Genomic DNA, 20,033 nt, shown 5'->3' on the forward strand with positions numbered 1-20,033 from the left:
GGCCGCCTTCAGACGGCCGTCACGAAGACAGCCGCCTGTCCGGGTGTACGAGCCCCGGTCAGGCGGCTGTCGCCGTCCGTGCGCCCCGTCACCGGGCCACGCGGACGCGGGTCACAGCAGGAGGCCGCCGTCGCTGTGCATCCAGTCGACGAAGGTGGTGGACACCGAGGCGGCGCAGTCGAGGATCTCCATCAGCAGCGCGTCGTGCGCCCCGGAGCGCAGCGGCACCTGCCACTCGGCGTAGATCGGCAGCTGGCCGCGCTCGGTCGGGTCGCCGACGTACGCCTTGGCGAAGCGGCGGGTGTGGTTCCACTCGTTGACGGCGCGGTAGGCCAGGTCCGCCAGCTCCGGCGGCACGGTGGCGTGCGGCCGGGCGCGGATGACCAGGATCTCGTCGTCGGGGCCCTCGACCGCGAACAGCAGCGCGTGCCGCTCCCAGAGGGCCAGCAGGCTCTCCTCGCCGTCGGAGAGGTAACGGATGTCGAGCAGGTCCAGCGTGGCGGCGATCCGGCGCAGATTGACCTGCGGCGTCTCCGCCGCGGCGAGCGCGGTGGGCGCCGGCGGCAGGCTGTCCATCATGGACAGATCGTCCGGCACTTCGAAGAGACTTCGCTGCTGCGGCACGGTGCGCGGTCGCGCTGTCCCCGTCGCCGACTGACCCACCCGCAAGCGTTGCCACGAGAACCACGCCATCGCCAATGCTCCTGTCCGACCGTAGCCTGAAGCCGACAGATCAATGCTGAGGGAGATTGCGCGCCTACCCTCAGTTCCATCCCCGGCGAGGAGGCTACCCGGACAGCCGTCTTTCGTCATCCCCTTACCGAAGGTCCCGGGCTGAACAGACGATGGCTCATCAGCTGATCGGGCTGCGGGCAATAGGCCTTACGGACAAAGTCGGTGTCCGGAACCAGGCAGTCCCGTAGGCGCCCGCCAGCCCCGTCCACGGCCCGGCGGTGAGCACGCTCACCGCATCGGCGCCGAGGAAGCCCATCCGCACCAAGCCCTGCACGAGACGCTGCGGCACGGCGAAGGCTACACCGTCCACATCGGAGGCTCCGCGCACCACCACGTGGTCGAGAAGTGCGTCACGCAGCACCCGCTGCCCCACCGCGCGGCCCTGCAGACCGTCCTTCGTGACGTCGCGCAGCGCCTGGGCCGCGGCGGCGGCGGCGTCCTGCACCACCTCGGCGGGCAGCCGTTCCACCACCGCCGCCGTCGCGGGCGGCAGCGCGCCGCGCCACTCGGCGTCCCGGGCGGGCGGCGTGGTGACACCCTCCAGCAGCGCCGCCGCCGAGGTGACCCGCTCCCGGTCGACCGTCCCGGCGACGGTACGCGTGACCAGCACGCCCCACGGCAGCGGCGCCCACAGCGCCACCCGGTCCGGCCCGGCCGGCCGCAGCCGCACCAGGGTCGCCGGGTCCAGCCGCAGCAGCCGGCGCAGGAACACCGCCGCGTCGGCGCGGTCGCTCAGTTCGACAGCCATGGCTTCAGGAAACTCTGCTCGGACTCGGACAGGCGCCGCGGCCGCTGCCGGACCAGGTCGTAGGGCACCAGCACGGACTTGGCCCGGCTGGCCAGCAGGTCGCCGTCGAACAGCTCGTAGGCGACGGTGAACCGGGACGGCCGCAGGTCCTCGACCCACAGCTCGATGCGCACCGGGTCGCCGTAGTCCACCGGCCGCAGGTAGTCCACCTCGTGCCGGGACACCACGATGCCCTCCTCGAAGGAGGTCACCCCGGCCTCGCGCGCCCCGACGAACATCATCGCCACCCGCGCCTCCTCGTACAGCGTGAGGAACCGCGCGTTGTTCACGTGCCCGTACGCGTCAAGATCAGACCACCGCAACGCGCAGTGGTAGGTGAATCTCATCATTCTCCGCTCCGCTGGAGATCATCGAACTTGCCAGGCACCCGGGCGCATCTTGGTCGCCCATACGCCCAGGTGCCTGGCAAGTCGGTCGATCTTGGGTCAGTCGCGGGTCAGCTTGCGGTGGGTGACGCGGTGGGGGCGGGCGGCTTCGACGCCGAGGCGCTCGATCTTGTTCTTCTCGTACGCCTCGAAGTTGCCCTCGAACCAGAACCACTTCGACTCGTCCTCGTCGGTGCCCTCCCACGCCAGGATGTGGGTGGCCACGCGGTCGAGGAACATCCGGTCGTGGGAGATGACCACGGCGCAGCCGGGGAACTCCAGCAGCGCGTTCTCCAGGCTGGAGAGCGTCTCGACGTCCAGGTCGTTGGTGGGCTCGTCGAGCAGCAGCACGTTGCCGCCGATCTTGAGGGTGAGCGCCAGGTTGAGGCGGTTGCGCTCGCCGCCGGACAGCACGTTGACCGGCTTCTGCTGGTCCGGGCCCTTGAAGCCGAACGCGGCGACGTACGCCCGCGACGGCATCTCGACCTTGCCGACCATCAGGTAGTCCAGGCCGTCGGAGACGACCTCCCACACGGTCTTGCCGCTGTCCAGGCCGGCCCGGTTCTGGTCCACGTAGGACAGCGACACGGTCTCGCCGATCTTGACGTTGCCCTCGTTCGGGTCCTCGATGCCGACGATGGTCTTGAACAGGGTGGTCTTGCCCACACCGTTCGGGCCGATGATGCCCACGATGCCGTTGCGCGGCAGCGAGAACGACAGGTCGTCGATGAGGACCCGGTCGCCGAAGCCCTTCTTGAGGTCCTTGACCTCGATCACCGTGTTGCCCAGGCGCGGGCCCGGCGGGATCTGGATCTCCTCGAAGTCGAGCTTGCGGGTCTTCTCGGCCTCGGCCGCCATCTCCTCGTAGCGGTCCAGGCGGGCGCGGGACTTGGTCTGGCGCGCCTTGGCGTTCGACCGGACCCACTCCAGCTCCTCGGAGAGGCGCTTCTTCATCTTGGCGTCCTTGCGGCCCTCGACCGCCAGGCGCGCCGCCTTCTTCTCCAGGTAGGTGGAGTAGTTGCCCTCGTACGGGTGGGTGCGGCCGCGGTCGAGCTCGAGGATCCACTGCGCCACGTTGTCGAGGAAGTACCGGTCGTGGGTGATCGCGATCACGGTGCCCGGGTACTTCGCCAGGTGCTGCTCCAGCCAGAGCACGCTCTCGGCGTCCAGGTGGTTGGTGGGCTCGTCGAGCAGGAGCAGGTCGGGCTGCTCCAGCAGCACCTTGCAGAGCGCCACGCGGCGCTTCTCGCCACCGGACAGCGGGCCGACCGGCAGGTCGGGCTCCGGGCAGCGCAGCGCGTCCATGGCCTGCTCGAGCTTCGAGTCGAGGTCCCATGCGTCGCTGTGGTCGAGCTGCTCCTGCAGCTTGCCCATCTCGTCCATGAGCTCGTCGGAGTAGTCGGTCGCCATCAGCTCGGCGATCTCGTTGAACCGGGCGAGCTTGCGCTTGGTGTCGGCGACGGCGAGCTCGATGTTCTCCAGCACCGTCAGCGACTCGTCCAGGCGCGGCTCCTGGGCCACCATGCCCACGGTGTAGCCGGGCATGAGCCGGGCCTCGCCGTTGCTGGGGATGTCCTGACCGGCCATGATCCGCAGAAGGCTGGACTTACCCGCGCCGTTCGGGCCGACCACGCCGATCTTGGCACCCGGCAGGAAGCTGAGCGTGACGTTGTCGAGCACAACCTTGTCGCCGTGCGCCTTGCGTGCCTTTTCGAGCGTGTAGATGTACTGGGCCACGGTCGGGCCAACCCCCTTCAGACGTCTTCGCCATCAATACTCCCAGGTCGCCCCCGAAGCTGCTCTTCGGGGTTTGGGCGGTTACGCTCCGGGCATCACGCAGCGGGTTGTGATCAATGCACAGCGCTGGGATGATCTACACGTATCACCATCGCCCGCCGCGCCGATGATCCACCATTCAGAGGACTTCAGTAGTCTCAGAGGATGGCCCACGATCCACCGATCGGAGGAGAGGCAGCGATGGTCGATCGCAGCCCGTTCGTCGTCGTCGCCAACCGGCTGCCCGTGGACGAGGTGACCACGGACACGCCCGGGGGGCGCGACACCGGTTCCGGGCGCCGCTGGCGGCGCAGTCCCGGCGGACTGGTCACCGCACTGCACCCGGTGCTCGTCGAGCGCCACGGCACCTGGATCGGCTGGGCAGGGTCGCCCGGTCCGGCCCCGGAGCCGTTCGAGCTGGACGGGATCAACCTGCGGCCGGTGCCGCTCTCCGAGGAGGATCTCGAGCGCTACTACGAGGGCCAGTCGAACGCCACGATCTGGCCGCTCTACCACGACAACGTCGAGCCGCCGGTGTTCCGGCGGCGCTGGCGCGAGGCGTACCGCGTGGTCAACCGGCGCTACGCCGAGGCCGCGGCGGAGGTGGCCGCCCAGGGCGCCACGGTCTGGGTGCAGGACTACCAGCTCCAGCTGGTCCCCTCGATGCTGCGGGAGCTGCGGCCCGACCTCAAGATCGGCTTCTTCCTGCACATCCCGTTCCCGCCCATCGAGCTGTTCATGCAGCTGCCGCAGCGCGCCGAGGTGCTGCGCGGGCTGCTCGGCGCCGACCTGGTCGGCTTCCAGCAGCGGCTGGCCGCGCAGAACTTCATCCGGCTGGCCCGCCACCTGCTCGGCACGCCGTACCACGGCAACGTGATCGAATACGAGGGTCGCCAGGTCAAGGCGGACGCGTTCCCGATCTCCATCGATGTGGGCGAGATGCAGCGTCTCGCGGACAATCCACTTGTCCGGGAACGTGCGATCCAGATCCGGGCCGAGCTGGGAGACCCCAAAACGGTTATTCTGGGCGTCGACCGCCTGGACTACACCAAGGGCATCGAGCACCGCCTGAAGGCGTTTCGCGAGCTCCTGGGCGCGGGCCGGCTCTCCGTGCCGGAAGCGGTGATGGTGCAGGTCGCGACGCCCTCCCGGGAACGGGTGGAGCACTACCAGGCACTTCGCATCAAGGTCGAGCGCGAGGTCGGCCGGATCAACGGCGATTTCGGTCGCGTCGGCGTGCCTGCCGTGCATTACCTGCACCAGTCGTACAGTCGCAGTGAGTTGGCCGCGCTCTACTGCGCGGCCGATGTGATGATGGTGACCCCGTTGCGGGACGGTATGAACCTGGTGGCCAAGGAGTACGTGGCGGCGCGCCTCGAGCATGGGGGCGCGCTTGTGCTCAGCGAGTTCGCGGGCGCGGCCGGAGAGCTGCGCCAGGCGTTCCTGTGCAATCCACATGATCTGGACGCGGTCAAGGACGCACTCATGCGCGCGGTCACCGTCGACGAGCACGAGGCCCGGCGCCGGATGAGCGTGATGCAGCGGCACCTGCGCCGCCACGACGTGGCGCGCTGGGCGTCAGACTTCCTGACCGAACTGGGAGCCATACCATGACCCTGGGCATGACCGTCGATCTGGATCGCGACGGCTTCGACCCCGCCCTGCGCTCCGCGCTGACGCAGCTGGCCCGCGTGCCCCACCTGCTGGTGGCGTGCGACTACGACGGCACGCTGGCGCCGATCGTGGAGGACCCGTCGGCAGCGGCGCCGCTGCCGGAGGCGGTCGCCGCGCTGCGCTCGCTGGCGACCCTGCCGCAGACCACCGTCGCGGTGGTCTCCGGCCGGGCCCTGCGCGACCTGGCGGCGCTGTCCCGCCTGCCCAGCGAGGTCCACCTCATCGGCAGTCACGGCTCCGAGTTCGACATCGGCTTCGTGCAGCGGCTCGCCGCCGACCAGGTCGACCTGCGCAGCCGGCTGCAGGCCGAGCTGGAGCGCATCGCCGCCGCCCACCCGGGCGTACGCCTGGAGAACAAGCCCGCCAGCGTCGCCGTGCACCTGCGCACCGCCTCCCGGGCCGTGGCCACCGCGGTGACCGACGCCATCCGGTGCGGCCCGGCCGCCTGGCCCAACGTGCACACCACCGAGGGCAAGGAGGTCGTCGAGCTGTCGGTGCTCGCCTCGAACAAGGGCACCGCCATCGACGAGCTGCGCCGCCAGGTCTCCGCCGGCGCCGTGCTGTTCATGGGCGACGACGTCACCGACGAGAACGCCTTCCGCACGCTGTCCGGCAAGGACGTCGGCGTCAAGGTGGGCACCGGGGAGACCGCCGCCGGGCACCGGGTCGGCGACCCGCTGCAGGCCGTACGCATCCTGGCGCTGCTGCTGGAGACCCGGCGGCACTGGCTGTTCGGCGAGCGGGCGGTGCCGATCGAGCGCCACTCGATGCTGGCCGACGGCCGCACCGTCGCGCTGATCAGCCCCGACGCGCGGGTCAGCTGGCTGTGCCACCCGCGGCCCGACTCCGCGGCGATCTTCGCCGACCTGCTCGGCGGCGCGCCGGCGGGTCACTTCACCGTCGCGCCGCAGCGCGGCGGGCACCCGCTGGGCCAGCGCTACCGCCCCGGCACGATGACGGTCGAGACCCGCTGGTCCGGGCTCACGGTCACGGACTGGCTGGAGGGCGACAGCCTGATGCGCCGCCTCACCGGCAACACGGTGGTGCGCGTCGAGTACGCCCCCCGCCCGGAGTTCGGCCAGGTGCCGGTGCAGCTGCAGCCGCTCACCGACGGGCTGCTCGTGCTCGGCACCAGCGAGCACCTGTGCCTCTACTCCCCCGGCGTGGAGTGGGACGTGGTCGACGACGGCGGGCACGACACCGCCCGCGCCGTGATCGACCTGTCCCGGATGAACGGCGAGGCGCTGCTGGAGATGCGCATGCGCAGCCACAACCTGACGGCGCACCCGCTGACCACCGGCGAGCGGCTGGAGAAGTCCGAGTCGTCGTGGCGGGAGTGGGCCAACTCGCTGGAGCTGCCGTCGGCCGAGAAGGAGGTCGTGCTGCGCAGCGCGCTCACCCTGCGCGGCCTGTGCCACTTCGAGGGCGGCGGCGTGATCGCGGCGGCCACCACCTCGCTGCCGGAGACGCTGGGCGGCATCCGCAACTGGGACTACCGGTTCTGCTGGCTGCGCGACGGCGCGATGACGGTGAAGGCCCTGGTCGAGCTGGGTTCGCTGACCGAGGCCGAGGCGTTCCTGCGCTGGGTCGACGGCGTCGTCGACCGCACCGGCGGGCACCCGGAGCGGCTGCACCCGCTCTACACCGTCGACGGCTACGAGCTCGGCCCCGAGGCCGTGATCGAGAGCCTGCCCGGCTACGCCGGCTCCCGCCCCGTCCGCGTCGGCAACGCCGCCAACAAGCAGCTCCAGCTGGACGTGTTCGGTCCGGTCGCGGACGTGCTGATGGCGGTCGCGGACAAGCGCGGCAAGATCCGGCACGAGGAGTGGCGGGTCATGGAGGCCATGGTGCAGGCCGTCAGCCAGCGCTGGCACGAGCCCGACCACGGCATCTGGGAGGCCCGCCTGCCTCCGCGCCACCACGTGTACTCCAAGGTCATGTCCTGGATGACGGTGGACCGCGCGATCCAGGTGTTGGAGCGGCACACCAACGAGGAGCGGCCGGAGTGGCTGGAGCTGCGTGACCGGATCGCCGACAACGTGCTGCACCAGGGCTGGCACGAGGGCACCAAGGCGTACACGGTGGCGTACGGCTTCCCGGAGATGGACGCGTCGAGCCTGTGGATCGGCCTGTCCGGCCTGCTCGCCGACGACGACCCGCGCTTCCTGGACACGGTGCTCGCGGTCGAGGCCGAGCTGCGCTCCGGTCCGGTGGTCTACCGGTACAAGTGGGACGACGGCATGCCCGGCAAGGAGGGCGGCTTCCACATCTGCACCGCCTGGCTGATCGAGGCCTACCTGCGCACCGGCCGCCGCGCCGACGCCCAGGAGCTCTTCGACCAGATGCTGGCCACGGCGGGCCCGACCGGCCTGCTGCCCGAGCAGTACGACCCCGACCTGGAGCGGGGCCTGGGCAACCACCCGCAGGCCTACAGCCACCTCGGCCTGATCAGGTGCGCCCAGCTCCTCTCCGCCTGAGCTAAAGGAAGGGCACCTTCTTAACGCTATGCGTAGAAGAAGGTGCCCTTCTTACCACTCACGTCGGCGGGGCTGAGCGATCCGGGGCGATGATCGGCAGTTCGTGTCAGAAAGTGCAGCTCAGCGCAAGGTTCTGACACGAAACAGCGATCTTGCCCACCGCCGGCGAGACTCAGAGCCGCGGCAGCACGTCCACCACGGACCCGATCACCACGATGGCCGGCGGGTCGAAGGACTTCGCCATGGCGGGCAGCTCGGCGAGGGTGCCGTGGACGGAGCGCTGCTGGGAGGTGGTGCCCTCCTGGATGATCGCGGCGGGGGTCGCGCCGTCGCGGCCGTGGGCCAGCAGCGCCGCCGTGATCGCGGGCAGGTTCTTCAACCCCATCAGGATGACCAGCGTGCCCCGCATCCGGGCCAGCGCCGCCCAGTCCACCAGCGAGTCCGGGTGCTCGGGCCCGATGTGCCCGCTGAGCACGGTGAACTCGTGCGCGACCCGGCGGTGGGTGACCGGCACCCCGGCCGCCGCGGGCACCGAGATGGCGCTCGTCACGCCCGGCACCACGGTGACCGGCACACCCGCCTCGGCACAGGCCAGCACCTCCTCGCCGCCCCGGCCGAAGACGTAGGAGTCGCCGCCCTTGAGCCGGACCACGAACAGCCCGGCCTTGGCCCGCTCCACCAGGATGCGGTTGATCTCCTCCTGCTGCGCGGCGGGGCCGTACGGCAGCTTCGCCACGTCGACCAGCTCCACGTCCGCACGCAGCTCGTCGAGCAGCAGGCCGGGGGCGAGCCGGTCGGCGACGACCACGTCGGCGGCCGCGAGCAGGCGCCGGCCCTTGACCGTGATCAGCTCGGGGTCGCCGGGACCGCCGCCCACCAGCGCCACGGTGCCCTTGACCGAGTCGGGCACGGTGGCCTCGTCGGTGGCGAGCAGGCTCGCGATCCGGTCGCGGACGGCGACCGCGCGGCGGGGCTCGCCTCCCGCGAGCACGGCGACGGTGACCGCGCCGTGCCGGGCCACCGCCGGGGTCCAGGCGCTGGCCGCGTGCCGGTCGTCGGCGCGTACGCAGAAGATCTTCCGCCGCTCCGCGGCGGCCGAGACCGCCGCCGCCGCCTCGGGGTCGTCCACGGCGACCTGGACCAGCCAGACGCCGTCCAGGTCGGTCTCCGCGAACTGGCGCTCGATCCAGGCGAGCCGGCCCGCGTCGGCCAGCCCGCGCAGCGCGGGGGTCAGCTCGGGCGAGACCAGCCGTACGGCGGCACCGGCGGCCAGCAGCGCGGGCACGCGCCGGGTGGCCACCGCGCCGCCGCCGACGACCAGCACCGGCCGTCCGTCCAGCCGCAGTGCCAGCGGATATAGATCACTCACTGTATGTGCTCATCCTTGGAGGAGACGCCTGCACCGTCGAACGTCGCCATCTCGTGCAGCACCCGCACCGAGCCGGCGACGACCGGGTAGGCCAGCACCGCGCCGGTGCCCTCGCCCAGGCGCAGGCCCAGGCTCAGCAGCGGGTTCAGTTCGAGCTGCGACAGCGCCACGCTAGCGCCCGGCTCGACCGACTCGTGTCCGGCGATCATGGCGTCCCGGCTGCTGGGCGCGAGCGCGGCGGCGGTCAGCGCGGCGGCCGCCGCGATCACGCCGTCGAGGATGACCGGGACGCGGCGGGAGGCGGCGCCGAGGATGAAACCGGCGAGCGCGGCGTGCTCCAGACCGCCGACCGCGGCGAGCACCGCGACGGGGTCGGTGTGCGGGTCGCCGCCCCAGGTCGGGCCGTGCAGCGCCAGCGCGCGCTCGATGACCTCGACCTTGCGCCGGTGGGTGGGCGCGTCGATGCCGGTGCCGTAGCCGGTGACGACGCCGGGGTCGCGGCCGGTGAAGGCGGAGATGAGCGCGGCGGACGCGGTGGTGTTGGCGATGCCCATGTCGCCCGTGAGCAGCACCCGCGCTCCGCCGTCGACCAGGGCGTTCGCGGTGGCGATGCCGACCTCCAGGGCGGCCAGGGCCTCGGGCCGGGTCATCGCGGGCTCGACGGTCATGTCCCGCGTGCCGGCCCGGACCTTGGCCGAGACCAGGCCGTCGGCGCGGGGCACGTCGGCGGCGACGCCGACGTCGACCACGGTCACCGCCACCCCGGTCTGGCGGGCCAGCGCGTTCACGGCCGCGCCGCCGGCCAGGAAGTTGGCCACCATCTGCGCGGTGACCTCCTGCGGCCACGGGGTGACACCCTGGGCGTGCACGCCGTGGTCACCCGCGAAGATCGCGAGGTGGGCGGGCTCCAGCAGCGGCGGCGGCGACAGGGCGGCCAGCCCGGACAGGCGCACCGACAGCTCCTCCAGCTCGCCGAGCGAGCCCGCCGGCTTGGTGAGACGGGCCTGCAGCTCCCTGGTCTGGGCCATGGCGGCGGCGTCGAGCGGCCGGACCGCTCCGATCGTTAGTCCCAACAGCTCACTCGTCACGCCCCCACCTCATCACGTTCAGTGTCGTGATGCCGACTCGGGGGCAGAAAACGTCGCGTCGTTTACTGCTTTGAATCCATCGTCTACGTACTTTGTCCTACCTTTGTAGGGTGAAGCCGCTTAGCCGCCTAAAAGGTGCAATTTCTGCTACCGGACGTCTCGCGCCGATCCTCCGCTCAGGCCTGCTCGCCGGCGTCGTCGTAGCCGCGGTCACGTACCCGCTGGCCGCCGTGGGCGGTCTCGGGCTGAAGGCCGGCGCCGACTTCTACGAATCGCTGCCCGCGGAGCTCAAGAGCCTGCCGCCCGCGCAGACCAGCTACGTGTACGCCGCCGACGGCAAGACGCTGATCACCAACTTCTACGAGGAGCACCGCAAGTACGCGCCGATCGCCGACATCTCGGAGAACATCACCAAGGCGATCGTGGCCAGCGAGGACGGGCGCTTCTACGAGCACAACGGCGTGGACGCCAAGGGCATCGCGCGCGCCTTCGTGGCCAACCACACCGCGGGTGAGGTGTCCCAGGGCGCGTCGACGCTGACCATGCAGTACGTGCGCATGGCGCTGCGCGACGGCGCGACGACCCCGGCCGAGGTGATGGCGGCGACCGAGCAGACCCCCATCCGCAAGATCCGTGAGGCCCGGCTCGCCATGAAGGTCGAGAAGGACCTGTCCAAGACCGAGATCCTGGAGCGCTACCTGAACGTGGCCTACTTCGGCCACCGCGCGTACGGCGTGTTCGCCGCGGCGCAGATCTTCTTCTCGAAGCTGCCCAAGGACCTCACCCTGGCCGAGTCGGCGATGCTGGCGGGCCTGGTCAAGGCGCCCAGCGCGTACGACCCGGCGGGCAGCGACCAGAGCGCGGCCAAGCAGCGGCGCAACTACGTCATCGACCGGATGGCGGAGCTCGGCTACATCACCCCCGCGATCGCCGCGGCCACCAAGGCGGAGCCGATCAAGCTGAAGATCACCGAGCCGCCGAACGACTGCATCGCGGTGTCGAAGAAGAACAACAGCTGGGGCTACTTCTGCGACATGTTCAAGAGCTGGTGGCTGTCGCAGCCGGCGTTCGGCGCCAACCCGGGCGAGCGCGAGGACAACCTGCGCCGCGGCGGCTACCGGATCACCACGTCGCTGGACCCGAAGATCCAGGACATCGCGATGGAGCACGTGACCAAGCGGCAGCCCATCGGCAGCGCGTACGCCCTCGGCGAGGTCGTGGTGCAGCCCGGCACCGGCCTGGTCAAGGCGATGGCGGTGAACCGGGTCTACTCGCTGGACCAGTCGAACAACGGTGCGCACAGCGACCCGAAGCGCTACGGCAAGATCAAGGGGAACTACCCGAACACGGTGAACCCGCTGCTCGGCGGCGGCAACCTGCCCGGCTACCAGGCCGGCTCGACGTTCAAGCTGTTCACCATGGTCGCCGCGCTCGACGCGGGCCTGAAGATGAACACCTGGTTCTACGCCCCGAACCGCTACAAGTCGCAGTACTTCGCCGGCTGGGGCGAGCGCGGCTCCTGCGGCGGCGGCCACTGGTGCCCGAGCAACGCCAGCGGCTCGATGACCGGCAACCACGCCATGTGGTCCGGCTTCGGCAAGTCGGTCAACACCTACTTCGTCCAGCTGGAGCAGAAGGTCGGCGCGGACAAGGCGGTCAAGATGGCCGAGCGGCTCGGCCTGAAGTGGCGCACCGACATCGACAAGCTGCAGGCGTCGCCGGGCAAGTCGAAGACCTGGGGCTCGTTCACCCTCGGCGTCGCCGACACCACCCCGCTGGAGATGGCCAACGCGTACGCCACCATGGCCGCCGACGGCAAGTACTGCGAGGCGCTGCCGGTCACCGGGATCATGAAGCCGGACGGCACCCCGGCGATGATGGACGTCAAGGGCCGGCAGGTGCCCGTCGCGACGCCGCGCTGCCGGCAGGAGGTCTCCAAGGACGTGGCCCGCGCCGCCACCGACGCGATGCGCTGCGTCACCGGCTACGGCGCCGCGAAGGGCTCGTGCGGCGGCTGGTCCACCGCGCCCGGCGTGTACGGCATGGTCGACCGGCCGGTGGCGGGCAAGACCGGCACCACCGACGACACCCGCGCCGCCTGGTTCGTCGGTTTCACCAAGGAGCTGGCCGCGGCGTCCTTCATGGCCGACCCGGACAACCCGTTCCATGCCACCGGCGACGGCAACTCCTGGAAGCCGATCGAGACGGTCGCGTACACGCTGAAGGACGCGCTCGAGGGCGAGGACATCCAGAAGTTCACCCCGCCGTCGGACAAGATCCTCGGCAAGAAGCCGGCCAACCTGCCCAAGATGAAGAAGAAGAAGAAGAACTGAGACGGCTCACCGGAAGGGGCCCCGCCGCGCGGCGGGGCCCCTTTCCTGTGCGGTCAGCGCAGATCGGCCGCGACTATCGACCAGACCTCCAGGTCCACCCGGCCGCTGTGCACGTAGCCCGCGTTGCGCAGCAGGCCCTCGTAGGTGAAGCCCGCCTTCTCGGCCACCCGGCGCGAGGCCGTGTTGCCCGGCGCGACCCGCAGCTCGATGCGCTGGAAACCGTGCTCCAGCACCAGGGCCAGGGTCAGCACGTCCACCGCCTCCGGCGCGATGCCCAGCCCGCGCGCGTCCGCCGAGACGGCGTACGAGATCTCGGTGACCCGGCCCACCCAGTCGGTCCGCTTGGTCCACAGGCAGCCCACCAGCCGCTGGTCCTCGCGCCGCACGATGCCGTAGTGGTCGCCCATGCCGCTGTCGCGGCGCTCCCCGGCCATCTCGGTGCACCACGAGCGCCCGTCGATCTGCCCGAACTCCTTCGGGAACGGCAGCCAGCGCTGCGTCTGCTTGTCCGCGAAGATCTCGGTCACCGGATCGGCGTCGGCCGCCGTCAGCGGGCGCACGTCCAGCCGCGGCGTCTGCACGGTGAGCGTCGGAAAGCGGCGTACGGCGAGGTTGCCCAGTCCGGCCATGCCGGGAATGGGATTGCCAGACATACGGGACTCCAGACGTGACGGCGCTGTCCGAAGCTGCACCATACCCGCTGGGTCGTCCGGACGCCCGAGTGACCGTTCCACCGCTCGTCCGTGATAGAACTCACAGCTCAGGGCCTGGGTAGACTGCCCGGGTGCGCGCCCTCCTGACCCGACGCTGGCTCACCGTCTTCGCCCTCGCCCTGCTCGCCTCCTTCGTGATGGTGCTGCTGGGCCGCTGGCAGTGGGGCCGCTACGAGCTGCGCAGCGCGATCAACGACCGCATCGACGCCAGCACCGTGGTGAGCCCGGTGCCCGTCGGCGACGTGCTGGCCGCCGCCCCGTCCGGGCGCGGTGCGGCGCCCGGTCCCGGCGAGGACCGCGCCTGGACCCGGGTCACCGCGACCGGCCGGTACGACACCGCCCAGGAGATCCTGATCCGCAACCGCACCGTCGACGGCCAGGTCGGCTACGAGGTGCTCACCCCGCTGCTGCTGGCCGACGGCTCGGCGCTGCTGGTCGACCGCGGCTGGGTGCCGCCCCACCCCGACGGCATCACCGTCGCCCCCGACTACCCCGCCGCACCCGCCGGCACCGTCACCGTGGTCGGCCGGGTGCACCTGACCGAGTCCGGCGCGGGCGCCGTCGACCAGCGCAACGGCCGCTGGGAGACCCGCCGCGTCGGCGTGCCCGCCATCGCCGAGCGGCTGCCCTATCCGGTGCTCGGTGCGTACGTGCTCGCCGACCAGGACACCCCCGGCGCGCAGGGCCTCACCGCCATCCAGGTCGACCACGAGAACGACTGGCTCAACCTCGGGTACGCCGTCCAGTGGTGGATCTTCGCGGTCGGCGCGCTGGTGGGTGTGGGCTACCTCGCCCGCCGTGACCTGCGCCAGGAAGCCGCGGAGCAGGCGGCGGGAGCCGCACCCGACCTGGACGCCGACGACTCCGGCGCGGACGCGGCGCCGGCGCCTGGCGATCCATCCGGGCTGGACGACTCGGCCGACCGGAAGCCGACCGCGCCTGCCGGGAGCCCCGCAGGCGCGTAGCCGATATCGTGCCGGGTGTGACCGACGAGCAGCCCGACCAGCCCGACCACCGCGACCTGCCGCCGACCCTGCCCCTGCCGACGGAGCCACTGGCCGCCTTCGGCGCTCGCGCCCGCGCCGAAGCGCCCGACAAGGCCCAGGCCAAGCTGCCCGTCCCGCCCGCGGAGCCGACGCAGCGCATCGCCCCGGCCGCCGACGCGATGCCCACGGCGCCGGTCGTCTACCTGGCCGCACCTCCGGTCACCTCGACTCCCCCGGCCTCGCAGGCGACCCCGCCGATCGCCTCCGAGCCGACGGTCGCCGTCGACCCCTCGCCCACGGTGCCGTACACCCCGCCCGTTGCCTCGGCCCCGCCCGTTGCCTCGGCCCCGCCCGTTGCCTCGGCCCCGCCCGTTGCCTCGGCCCCACCGGTGACTCCGGCCCCGCCTGTTGTCTCGGCGCCGCCCGTGGCCTCGGCTCCGCCCGTCGGCCGGTCCGTGGCCTCCGCCCCGGTGCCGCCTGTCGCGCCGGCGCCGCGCGTGTCCTCGGCACCCGTTGCGCCGATCGCATACCCCCCGCCGGTGGCCTCGGCTCCCGTGCCGCCTGTCGCCTCCGCGCCGCCGGTGGCGTCCGCCCCGGTCCCGCCGGTCGTGTCCGCTCCGCCCGTGGCCGCGGTTCCGCCGCCGGTCGCGCGGCAGCCCGCGCCGGTGACGCAGCCTGCGCCGCCGCGCCTGCAGATGCCGCAGACCCCGGCGCCGACGCCACGGGTGCAGCCCGCCCCACCGGCGCAGCCCGCCGCCGCCCCGGGGGCGGTGCTGGTGCAGCTCGGCGAGGTGCGGGTCACCTCGACCACGATCCACACGCCGACCGGCGACATCCCGCTGCGGGGCTCGCAGTGGGCGGTGAGCGACCAGTGGCACAGCCGCCAGCGCATCCCCACCTGGGCGGTGGTCTGCGCGGTGCTGCTCTTCTTCGTGCTCTGCTTCCTGAGCCTGTTCTTCCTGCTGGCCAAGGAGACGCGCTACTCCGGCACGGTGCAGGTGATGATCACCAACGGCAACCGCCAGTACGTCGCGCGCATCCCCGTCACCGATCAGCGCGTGGTCGCCCACATCCACGCCCAGGTCAACTACGTACGCTCCCTCGCCGCCCTCTGAACGCGGCACCCCTTATTCCGAACGGAACAAGGACCGCCCACCGGTCCCGCGCCGACGGGCGGGAGCGGTGGGCGGGTCTGGGCAGGTCAGGCGGCCGCGGCGGCGGCCACGTTGTGCAGAAGCAGGGCCTCGGCGAGGCAGACCCGGGCGAACTCGCCCAGGTGCAGGCTCTCGTTCGGGCCGTGCGCCTTGGCGTGCGGGTCCTCCACGCCGGTGACCAGGATCGACGCGTTCGGGAACATCTCCTGGAAGGTGGCGATGAACGGGATCGAGCCGCCGACGCCGATCTCGACCGGCTCGGTGCCGTCCCACGCGGTGGTGAACGCGGCGCGGGCGGCGTCGAAGTACTTGCCGGTGGCGTCGATGACGCACGGGTTGCCGTCGTGCTCGAACTCGAAGCCGACCTTCGCGCCCCACGGCACGTGCTTCTCCAGGTGCGCGATCAGCGCCTGGTACGCCGACTTCGGGTCGTCGCCGGGCGCCAGCCGCATGCTCAGCTTCGCGCGCGCCGACGGGACCAGCGCGTTCGGCGCCTCGGCGGTGCGGGGGGCGTCGATGCCGAGCACCGACAGGGACGGCTTGGTCCACATACGGTCGACGATGCGGCCGGTGCCGACCAGCTCGACGCCGTCGAGCACGCCCGCCTCGGCCCGGAACCGGTCCACGGGGTAGTCCAGCGGCGCGGCCTGCCCGCTGACCAGGCCCTGCACCGCCACGTCGCCGTTCTCGTCGTGCAGCGTGGCCAGCAGGCGGCACAGCACGGTCAGCGCGTCGGGCACGACGCCGCCGAACATGCCGCTGTGCACCGCGGACTGCAGCACCTGCACGTCGACGAAGCTGTTGACGATGCCGCGCAGCGAGGTGGTGAGCGCGGGCACGCCGATGTCCCAGTTGCCGGAGTCGGCGATGACGATGACGTCGGCGGCCAGCTCCTCGGAGTGCTTGGCCAGCAGGCCGGGCAGCGAGTCGGAGCCGAACTCCTCCTCGCCCTCGACGAACACGACCACGCCGAGCGGCAGCCTGTCATCGTCGGTGCCGCAGCCGAAGGCGCGCAGCGCGGCGATGTGCGCCATGACGCCGGCCTTGTCGTCGGCGGCGCCGCGGCCGTAGAGGCGGCCGTCGCGCTCGGTCGGCTCGAACGGCTCGGACTCCCACTTGCTCAGGTCACCCACGGGCTGGACGTCGTGGTGGGCGTAGAGCAGGACCGTCGGCGCGCCGGGCGGGGCCGGGCGGCGGCCGATGACCGCAGGGTGCCCGTCGCCGATCCGGCTGACCTGCACGTCGAGCCCGACACCGCGCATCAGTTCGGCCACGGCCTGGGCCGAGCGCTCCAGCGGGGCGAAGTCGAAGCCGTCGAAGGCGATGCCGGGGATGCGTACGAGCGCCTCGAGGTCGGCCCGTACCCCCGGCAGCTCGCGCTCGATCGCAGCGCGCAGCTGATCAACAGTGAGGGTCGTCATGACGATGATCCTGTCACGGCGCCCGGGCACCCGCACGGCGACCTGGCTGTTCGCAGCGGGTGCGGCCCGCTCAGGCCGAACCGTCGACGCGCAGGTCGGCCTGGATCGCGGTGGCGTCGGCGGCGAAGTGGATCGCCTCGCGGCGGCGCCACTCGCGCAGCGCGGGCTGCATCGCGGGCCCGTCGCGCACGATGCTGCGCGCCCGGCGCACCGCCGCCGGGGCGTACACATAGACGGACAGGCTGGCCCACGCGCGGCCCTCGGCCCGGCCGCAGCCCACGCCCTCGACGATCACCACGTCGGCGGGCCACACCGTGACCCACTCGGTGCCGAACCGCCGCAGGTGCCAGTCGTACGGGTGGTACCCGCCCGGCGCGCCGCGCCGGATCGGCGCGAGCACCTGCCGCTCCAGCCGCGACCAGTAGGTGAACTGGTCGTCCCAGCCGTCGAGCAGGTCGTCGGTGTGCACGGTGACCACGCTCAGCCCGCTGCCGGACAGGTCCTCGGCGAGCCGCCCGGCGTAGAACGTCTTGCCCGCCCCGCTCGGCCCGTCGATCAGCACCAGCCTGCTGCGCCCCAGCCTGGGGGGCGCCGCGAGCAGCATCGCGACGTCCTCCCGCACCGGCTCGCTCATGCCAGGGCCGGGGCGCCGGGCGGCAGGAAGGGCAGGCCGGGCGGGGCGCCCTTCTCCACCAGCCGCCACAGGGCGTCGGTGTCCAGGTGCTCCTCGACCAGGTCGCCGAGCCGGTCCACGGTGGCCTCGCGCAGCGCGGCGAAGCCGGTGTCCGGCGCCACCGCGAAGCCGTGCCGCCCGGCGAGCGCGGCCGCGTGGGTCAGGAACCGGCGCCGGAACCCGTCGGACTCGAACGCGCCGTGCCAGTGCGTGCCGAACACGTTCCCGGCGACCGCGCCTTCGCTCTCCCCGCCGGGCAGCGTGATCAGCGCTTCCAGCTCGGGCGCGCGGTGCGCCACCCGGCCGTGGTGGATCTCGTACCCGCGCACGTCCGCGCCGAGCGCCTGCCCGGCGGGCCGGGCCAGGGTCTTGTCCGCCGCGAACGCGATCCGCACCGGCAGCAGGCCGAGGCCGGGCACCTCGCCGCGGCGGCTCTCCACCTCGTCGGTGATCTGCTCGGCCAGCATCTGGAATCCCCCGCAGATGCCGAGCAGCGGCCTGCCCGCGCGGGCGTGCGCCAGCACCGCCTGGTCGAGGCCGGTCTCGCGCAACCAGCGCAGGTCGTCCACGGTCGCCTTGGTGCCCGGCAGCACCACCAGGTCCGCGTCGGCCAGCTCGCCCGGCTCGACGGTCAGCCGCACGCTCACCCCGGGCTCGCAGGCCAGCGCCTCGGCGTCGGTGGCGTTGGAGATGTGCGGCAGCCGCACCACGGCCACCCGCAGCCACTCGCTGCCCCGGGCCGGGCCGGGCCGGCCGAGCACCCGCCCGTACGCGAGCGCGTCCTCGGCGTCGAGCCACAGGTCCACATCGAACGGCAGCACGCCGTACACGGTCCGGCCGGTGGCCGACTCGATCATGTCGAGACCGGGCTGGAGCAGCGCTCGCGAGCCGCGGAACTTGTTCACCACGAAACCCGCGACCAGCGCCTGGTCCTCGGGATCGAGCAGGGCCACGGTGCCGAACATCGCAGCGAACACGCCGCCGCGGTCGATGTCGCCGACCACGATCGTCGGCATCCGGCCGTGCCGGGCCAGGCCCATGTTCACGTAGTCGTGGTCGCGCAGGTTGATCTCGGCGGGGCTGCCCGCGCCCTCGCACACCACCACGTCGTACTCGGCGGACAGCTCGTCGTACGCGGTGAAGGCGGCTCCGGACATGGTGGTCTTCAGCCGCCGGAAGTTCGCCGCGTCGATGTGGTCGACCGCCTGCCCGAGCAGCACGACCTGGCTGGTGTGGTCGCTGCCCGGCTTGAGCAGCACGGGATTGAACCGCACCTGCGGCTCCAGCCCGCACGCCACTGCCTGCAGCGCCTGCGCCCGGCCGATCTCCCCGCCCCGCCCCTGGGCGTCGACCACCACGGCCGAGTTGTTCGACATGTTCTGCGCCTTGAACGGGGCCACCCGCACGCCGCGCCGGTGCAGCCAGCGGCACACCCCGGCGGTCAGCACGCTCTTGCCGGCGTCCGAGGTCGTGCCGGCGATCAAGATCCCGCTCATGTCCCTCAGCCTAGGTGAGCCGGTGCTGTGCGCTCCGACACGCCGTGACGTGCCGGAGAGCCGGGGCGGCCGGTCTCCCCAGTGCACCCGCCGGCCGCCCCGCCCCCGTGGCACGCGGCGGTCGAACCGCGTGCCACCACCCTCCGGCCCGCATCAACGGGGATGACGGACGGGCCGGAGGCGTCCCCCTCCCCGGGTCTAGGCCGCGACGGGCACCCGGTCGAGCGCCGTCACCTCGTCGTCGAGGTCGTCGTCGGCGTCCTCGTCGGCGTCCTGCTCGCCGCCGACCAGCTCGGCCTGCAGGCCGCCGCCGCGCAGCGAGGCGACCGCGTCCAGGTCGAACGGGCCGCCGAACGACGCGTCGTCGTCCTCGGCGAACAGCGGGTCGTTCGGGTCCGGGCCGACGCGCATGTCCGGCGCGGCCACCGTCGCTTCGCCGCCGACCCGCGCCTCGGCCAGCGGGTCCTCGACGGCGCTGGTCGCGGTGCTCGGCTTGGTGCGGGCGAACTTCGCCCGGCCCCGGGACAGGTCGTGCCCGACCGCCACCGCCTCCACCTCGTACATCACCCGGCGCTGGCCCTCCTCGTCGATCCAGTCGCGGGTGTAGAGGCGGCCCACCACGACCACCGGATCGCCCACCATGATCGAGCTGGCCACGCCCTCGGCGAGCCGCCGCCAGCAGTTGACCCGCACCCGCAGGCTGTTGCCGTCCACCCAGCGGTTGTTCGCCTTGTCCAGCCGCCGGGCGGTGGACGCCACCTTGAAGTTCGCCACCAGCTGCCCGGACTGGCTCGTCCGCCGCCACTCCGGCGCGGTGAGCACGTTCCCGATCACGGTTATGGGGGTGTCAAACACTGCCTTCTCCTCTCGATGTCCGACACCGCAGAGGTTGCGCCACCCGGGCGCGGCGTACCACCGCCTGCGGCCCCGCCCTGTGGACAGAGGCGTGCTTGGGGATAACCGCC

Annotated in this window: 16 protein-coding genes; 5 read left to right on the forward strand and 11 right to left on the reverse strand. The window is 72.1% G+C overall.

Translation table 11 applies throughout. The features are described 5' to 3' along the window. Window positions 1–111 precede the first annotated feature (111 nt). The 4 genes from CS0771_RS00725 to ettA form a co-directional block, all read right to left on the reverse strand. On the reverse strand, window positions 112–579 hold the full coding sequence (locus CS0771_RS00725; protein WP_203754341.1) for a YbjN domain-containing protein: 468 nt from the start codon (window positions 577–579) through the stop codon (window positions 112–114). Between the two features lie 274 nt (window positions 580–853). After that, entirely contained in the window at window positions 854–1,483 is a 630-nt protein-coding gene (locus CS0771_RS00730) for a hypothetical protein (RefSeq protein WP_212839325.1), read from the reverse strand. Further along, window positions 1,468–1,869: a thioesterase family protein gene (locus CS0771_RS00735; protein WP_212845532.1), complete on the reverse strand. Its 402-nt coding sequence runs from the start codon at window positions 1,867–1,869 to the stop codon at window positions 1,468–1,470. The genes CS0771_RS00730 and CS0771_RS00735 overlap by 16 nt, the downstream gene beginning before the upstream one ends. Window positions 1,870–1,968: 99 nt before the next feature. Continuing rightward, on the reverse strand, window positions 1,969–3,645 hold the full coding sequence (gene ettA, locus CS0771_RS00740) for an energy-dependent translational throttle protein EttA (protein WP_212839326.1): 1,677 nt from the start codon (window positions 3,643–3,645) through the stop codon (window positions 1,969–1,971). A 240-nt stretch (window positions 3,646–3,885) separates the two neighbouring features. Between ettA and CS0771_RS00745 the strand changes: the two genes are divergently transcribed. Together CS0771_RS00745 and otsB are read left to right on the forward strand one after the other, a co-directional pair. Then, window positions 3,886–5,298 (forward strand): trehalose-6-phosphate synthase, encoded by a 1,413-nt coding sequence (locus CS0771_RS00745; RefSeq protein WP_203754319.1) that lies wholly within the window; start codon window positions 3,886–3,888, stop codon window positions 5,296–5,298. Between the two features lie 8 nt (window positions 5,299–5,306). Continuing rightward, window positions 5,307–7,835: a trehalose-phosphatase gene (gene otsB / locus CS0771_RS00750; protein ID WP_212839327.1), complete on the forward strand. Its 2,529-nt coding sequence runs from the start codon at window positions 5,307–5,309 to the stop codon at window positions 7,833–7,835. Window positions 7,836–8,007: 172 nt separating this feature from the next. Here otsB and cobA read toward each other — a convergent pair whose 3' ends face one another. Together cobA and cobT are read right to left on the reverse strand one after the other, a co-directional pair. Next, window positions 8,008–9,204 (reverse strand): uroporphyrinogen-III C-methyltransferase, encoded by a 1,197-nt coding sequence (gene cobA, locus CS0771_RS00755; RefSeq protein ID WP_212839328.1) that lies wholly within the window; start codon window positions 9,202–9,204, stop codon window positions 8,008–8,010. Continuing rightward, window positions 9,201–10,280 carry a nicotinate-nucleotide--dimethylbenzimidazole phosphoribosyltransferase gene (cobT, locus tag CS0771_RS00760; protein ID WP_212845533.1) on the reverse strand — a complete coding sequence of 360 codons (1,080 nt, stop codon included), beginning with the start codon at window positions 10,278–10,280 and terminating at the stop codon, window positions 9,201–9,203. Before cobT ends, cobA begins: the two co-directional genes overlap by 4 nt. 122 nt (window positions 10,281–10,402) lie before the next feature. On the opposite strand from cobT, the gene CS0771_RS00765 reads away from it, so the two are divergent. Next, complete coding sequence (locus CS0771_RS00765; RefSeq protein WP_244870522.1) at window positions 10,403–12,625, forward strand: transglycosylase domain-containing protein; 2,223 nt, start codon at window positions 10,403–10,405, stop codon at window positions 12,623–12,625. Window positions 12,626–12,678: 53 nt separating this feature from the next. Here the strand turns inward: CS0771_RS00765 and CS0771_RS00770 are convergent, their stop codons facing one another. Then, window positions 12,679–13,278, reverse strand: coding sequence for a GNAT family N-acetyltransferase (locus CS0771_RS00770; RefSeq protein WP_244870523.1), 600 nt, complete (start codon window positions 13,276–13,278; stop codon window positions 12,679–12,681). Between the two features lie 131 nt (window positions 13,279–13,409). Here CS0771_RS00770 and CS0771_RS00775 point away from each other — a divergent pair, with 131 nt between their 5' ends. After that, entirely contained in the window at window positions 13,410–14,303 is an 894-nt protein-coding gene (locus CS0771_RS00775; protein ID WP_244870524.1) for an SURF1 family protein, read from the forward strand. A gap of 17 nt (window positions 14,304–14,320) precedes the next feature. Next, window positions 14,321–15,439: a hypothetical protein gene (locus CS0771_RS00780; protein ID WP_244870525.1), complete on the forward strand. Its 1,119-nt coding sequence runs from the start codon at window positions 14,321–14,323 to the stop codon at window positions 15,437–15,439. 86 nt (window positions 15,440–15,525) lie between these two features. Here CS0771_RS00780 and CS0771_RS00785 read toward each other — a convergent pair whose 3' ends face one another. The 4 genes from CS0771_RS00785 to CS0771_RS00800 all read right to left on the reverse strand — a co-directional run bounded on the left by CS0771_RS00785 (window position 15,526) and on the right by CS0771_RS00800 (window position 19,923). Then, the gene (locus CS0771_RS00785) at window positions 15,526–16,899 is read right to left on the reverse strand and encodes a dipeptidase (protein WP_212839330.1); all 1,374 of its coding nucleotides are present in this window, start codon (window positions 16,897–16,899) and stop codon (window positions 15,526–15,528) included. A 70-nt stretch (window positions 16,900–16,969) separates the two neighbouring features. After that, on the reverse strand, window positions 16,970–17,533 hold the full coding sequence (locus CS0771_RS00790; protein WP_244870526.1) for a uridine kinase: 564 nt from the start codon (window positions 17,531–17,533) through the stop codon (window positions 16,970–16,972). Next, complete coding sequence (locus CS0771_RS00795; RefSeq protein WP_212839331.1) at window positions 17,530–19,068, reverse strand: cobyric acid synthase; 1,539 nt, start codon at window positions 19,066–19,068, stop codon at window positions 17,530–17,532. The genes CS0771_RS00790 and CS0771_RS00795 overlap by 4 nt, the downstream gene beginning before the upstream one ends. Window positions 19,069–19,266: 198 nt before the next feature. Beyond that, window positions 19,267–19,923 carry a single-stranded DNA-binding protein gene (locus CS0771_RS00800; protein ID WP_212839332.1) on the reverse strand — a complete coding sequence of 219 codons (657 nt, stop codon included), beginning with the start codon at window positions 19,921–19,923 and terminating at the stop codon, window positions 19,267–19,269. Between the last annotated feature and the right edge of the window lie 110 nt (window positions 19,924–20,033).

It is taken from the genome of Catellatospora sp. IY07-71, assembly GCF_018326265.1.
Lineage (GTDB): Bacteria > Actinomycetota > Actinomycetes > Mycobacteriales > Micromonosporaceae > Catellatospora.

Coding starts and splice junctions, on each gene's coding strand:
- CS0771_RS00725 (WP_203754341.1), bottom strand. CDS start 579: ATGATGGACAGCCTGCCGCCGGCGCCCACCGCGCTCGCCGCGGCGGAG.
- CS0771_RS00730 (WP_212839325.1), bottom strand. CDS start 1,483: ATGGCTGTCGAACTGAGCGACCGCGCCGACGCGGCGGTGTTCCTGCGC.
- CS0771_RS00735 (WP_212845532.1), bottom strand. CDS start 1,869: ATGAGATTCACCTACCACTGCGCGTTGCGGTGGTCTGATCTTGACGCG.
- CS0771_RS00745 (WP_203754319.1), top strand. CDS start 3,886: ATGGTCGATCGCAGCCCGTTCGTCGTCGTCGCCAACCGGCTGCCCGTG.
- otsB (WP_212839327.1), top strand. CDS start 5,307: ATGACCGTCGATCTGGATCGCGACGGCTTCGACCCCGCCCTGCGCTCC.
- CS0771_RS00770 (WP_244870523.1), bottom strand. CDS start 13,278: ATGTCTGGCAATCCCATTCCCGGCATGGCCGGACTGGGCAACCTCGCC.
- CS0771_RS00785 (WP_212839330.1), bottom strand. CDS start 16,899: ATGACGACCCTCACTGTTGATCAGCTGCGCGCTGCGATCGAGCGCGAG.
- CS0771_RS00790 (WP_244870526.1), bottom strand. CDS start 17,533: ATGAGCGAGCCGGTGCGGGAGGACGTCGCGATGCTGCTCGCGGCGCCC.
- CS0771_RS00795 (WP_212839331.1), bottom strand. CDS start 19,068: ATGAGCGGGATCTTGATCGCCGGCACGACCTCGGACGCCGGCAAGAGC.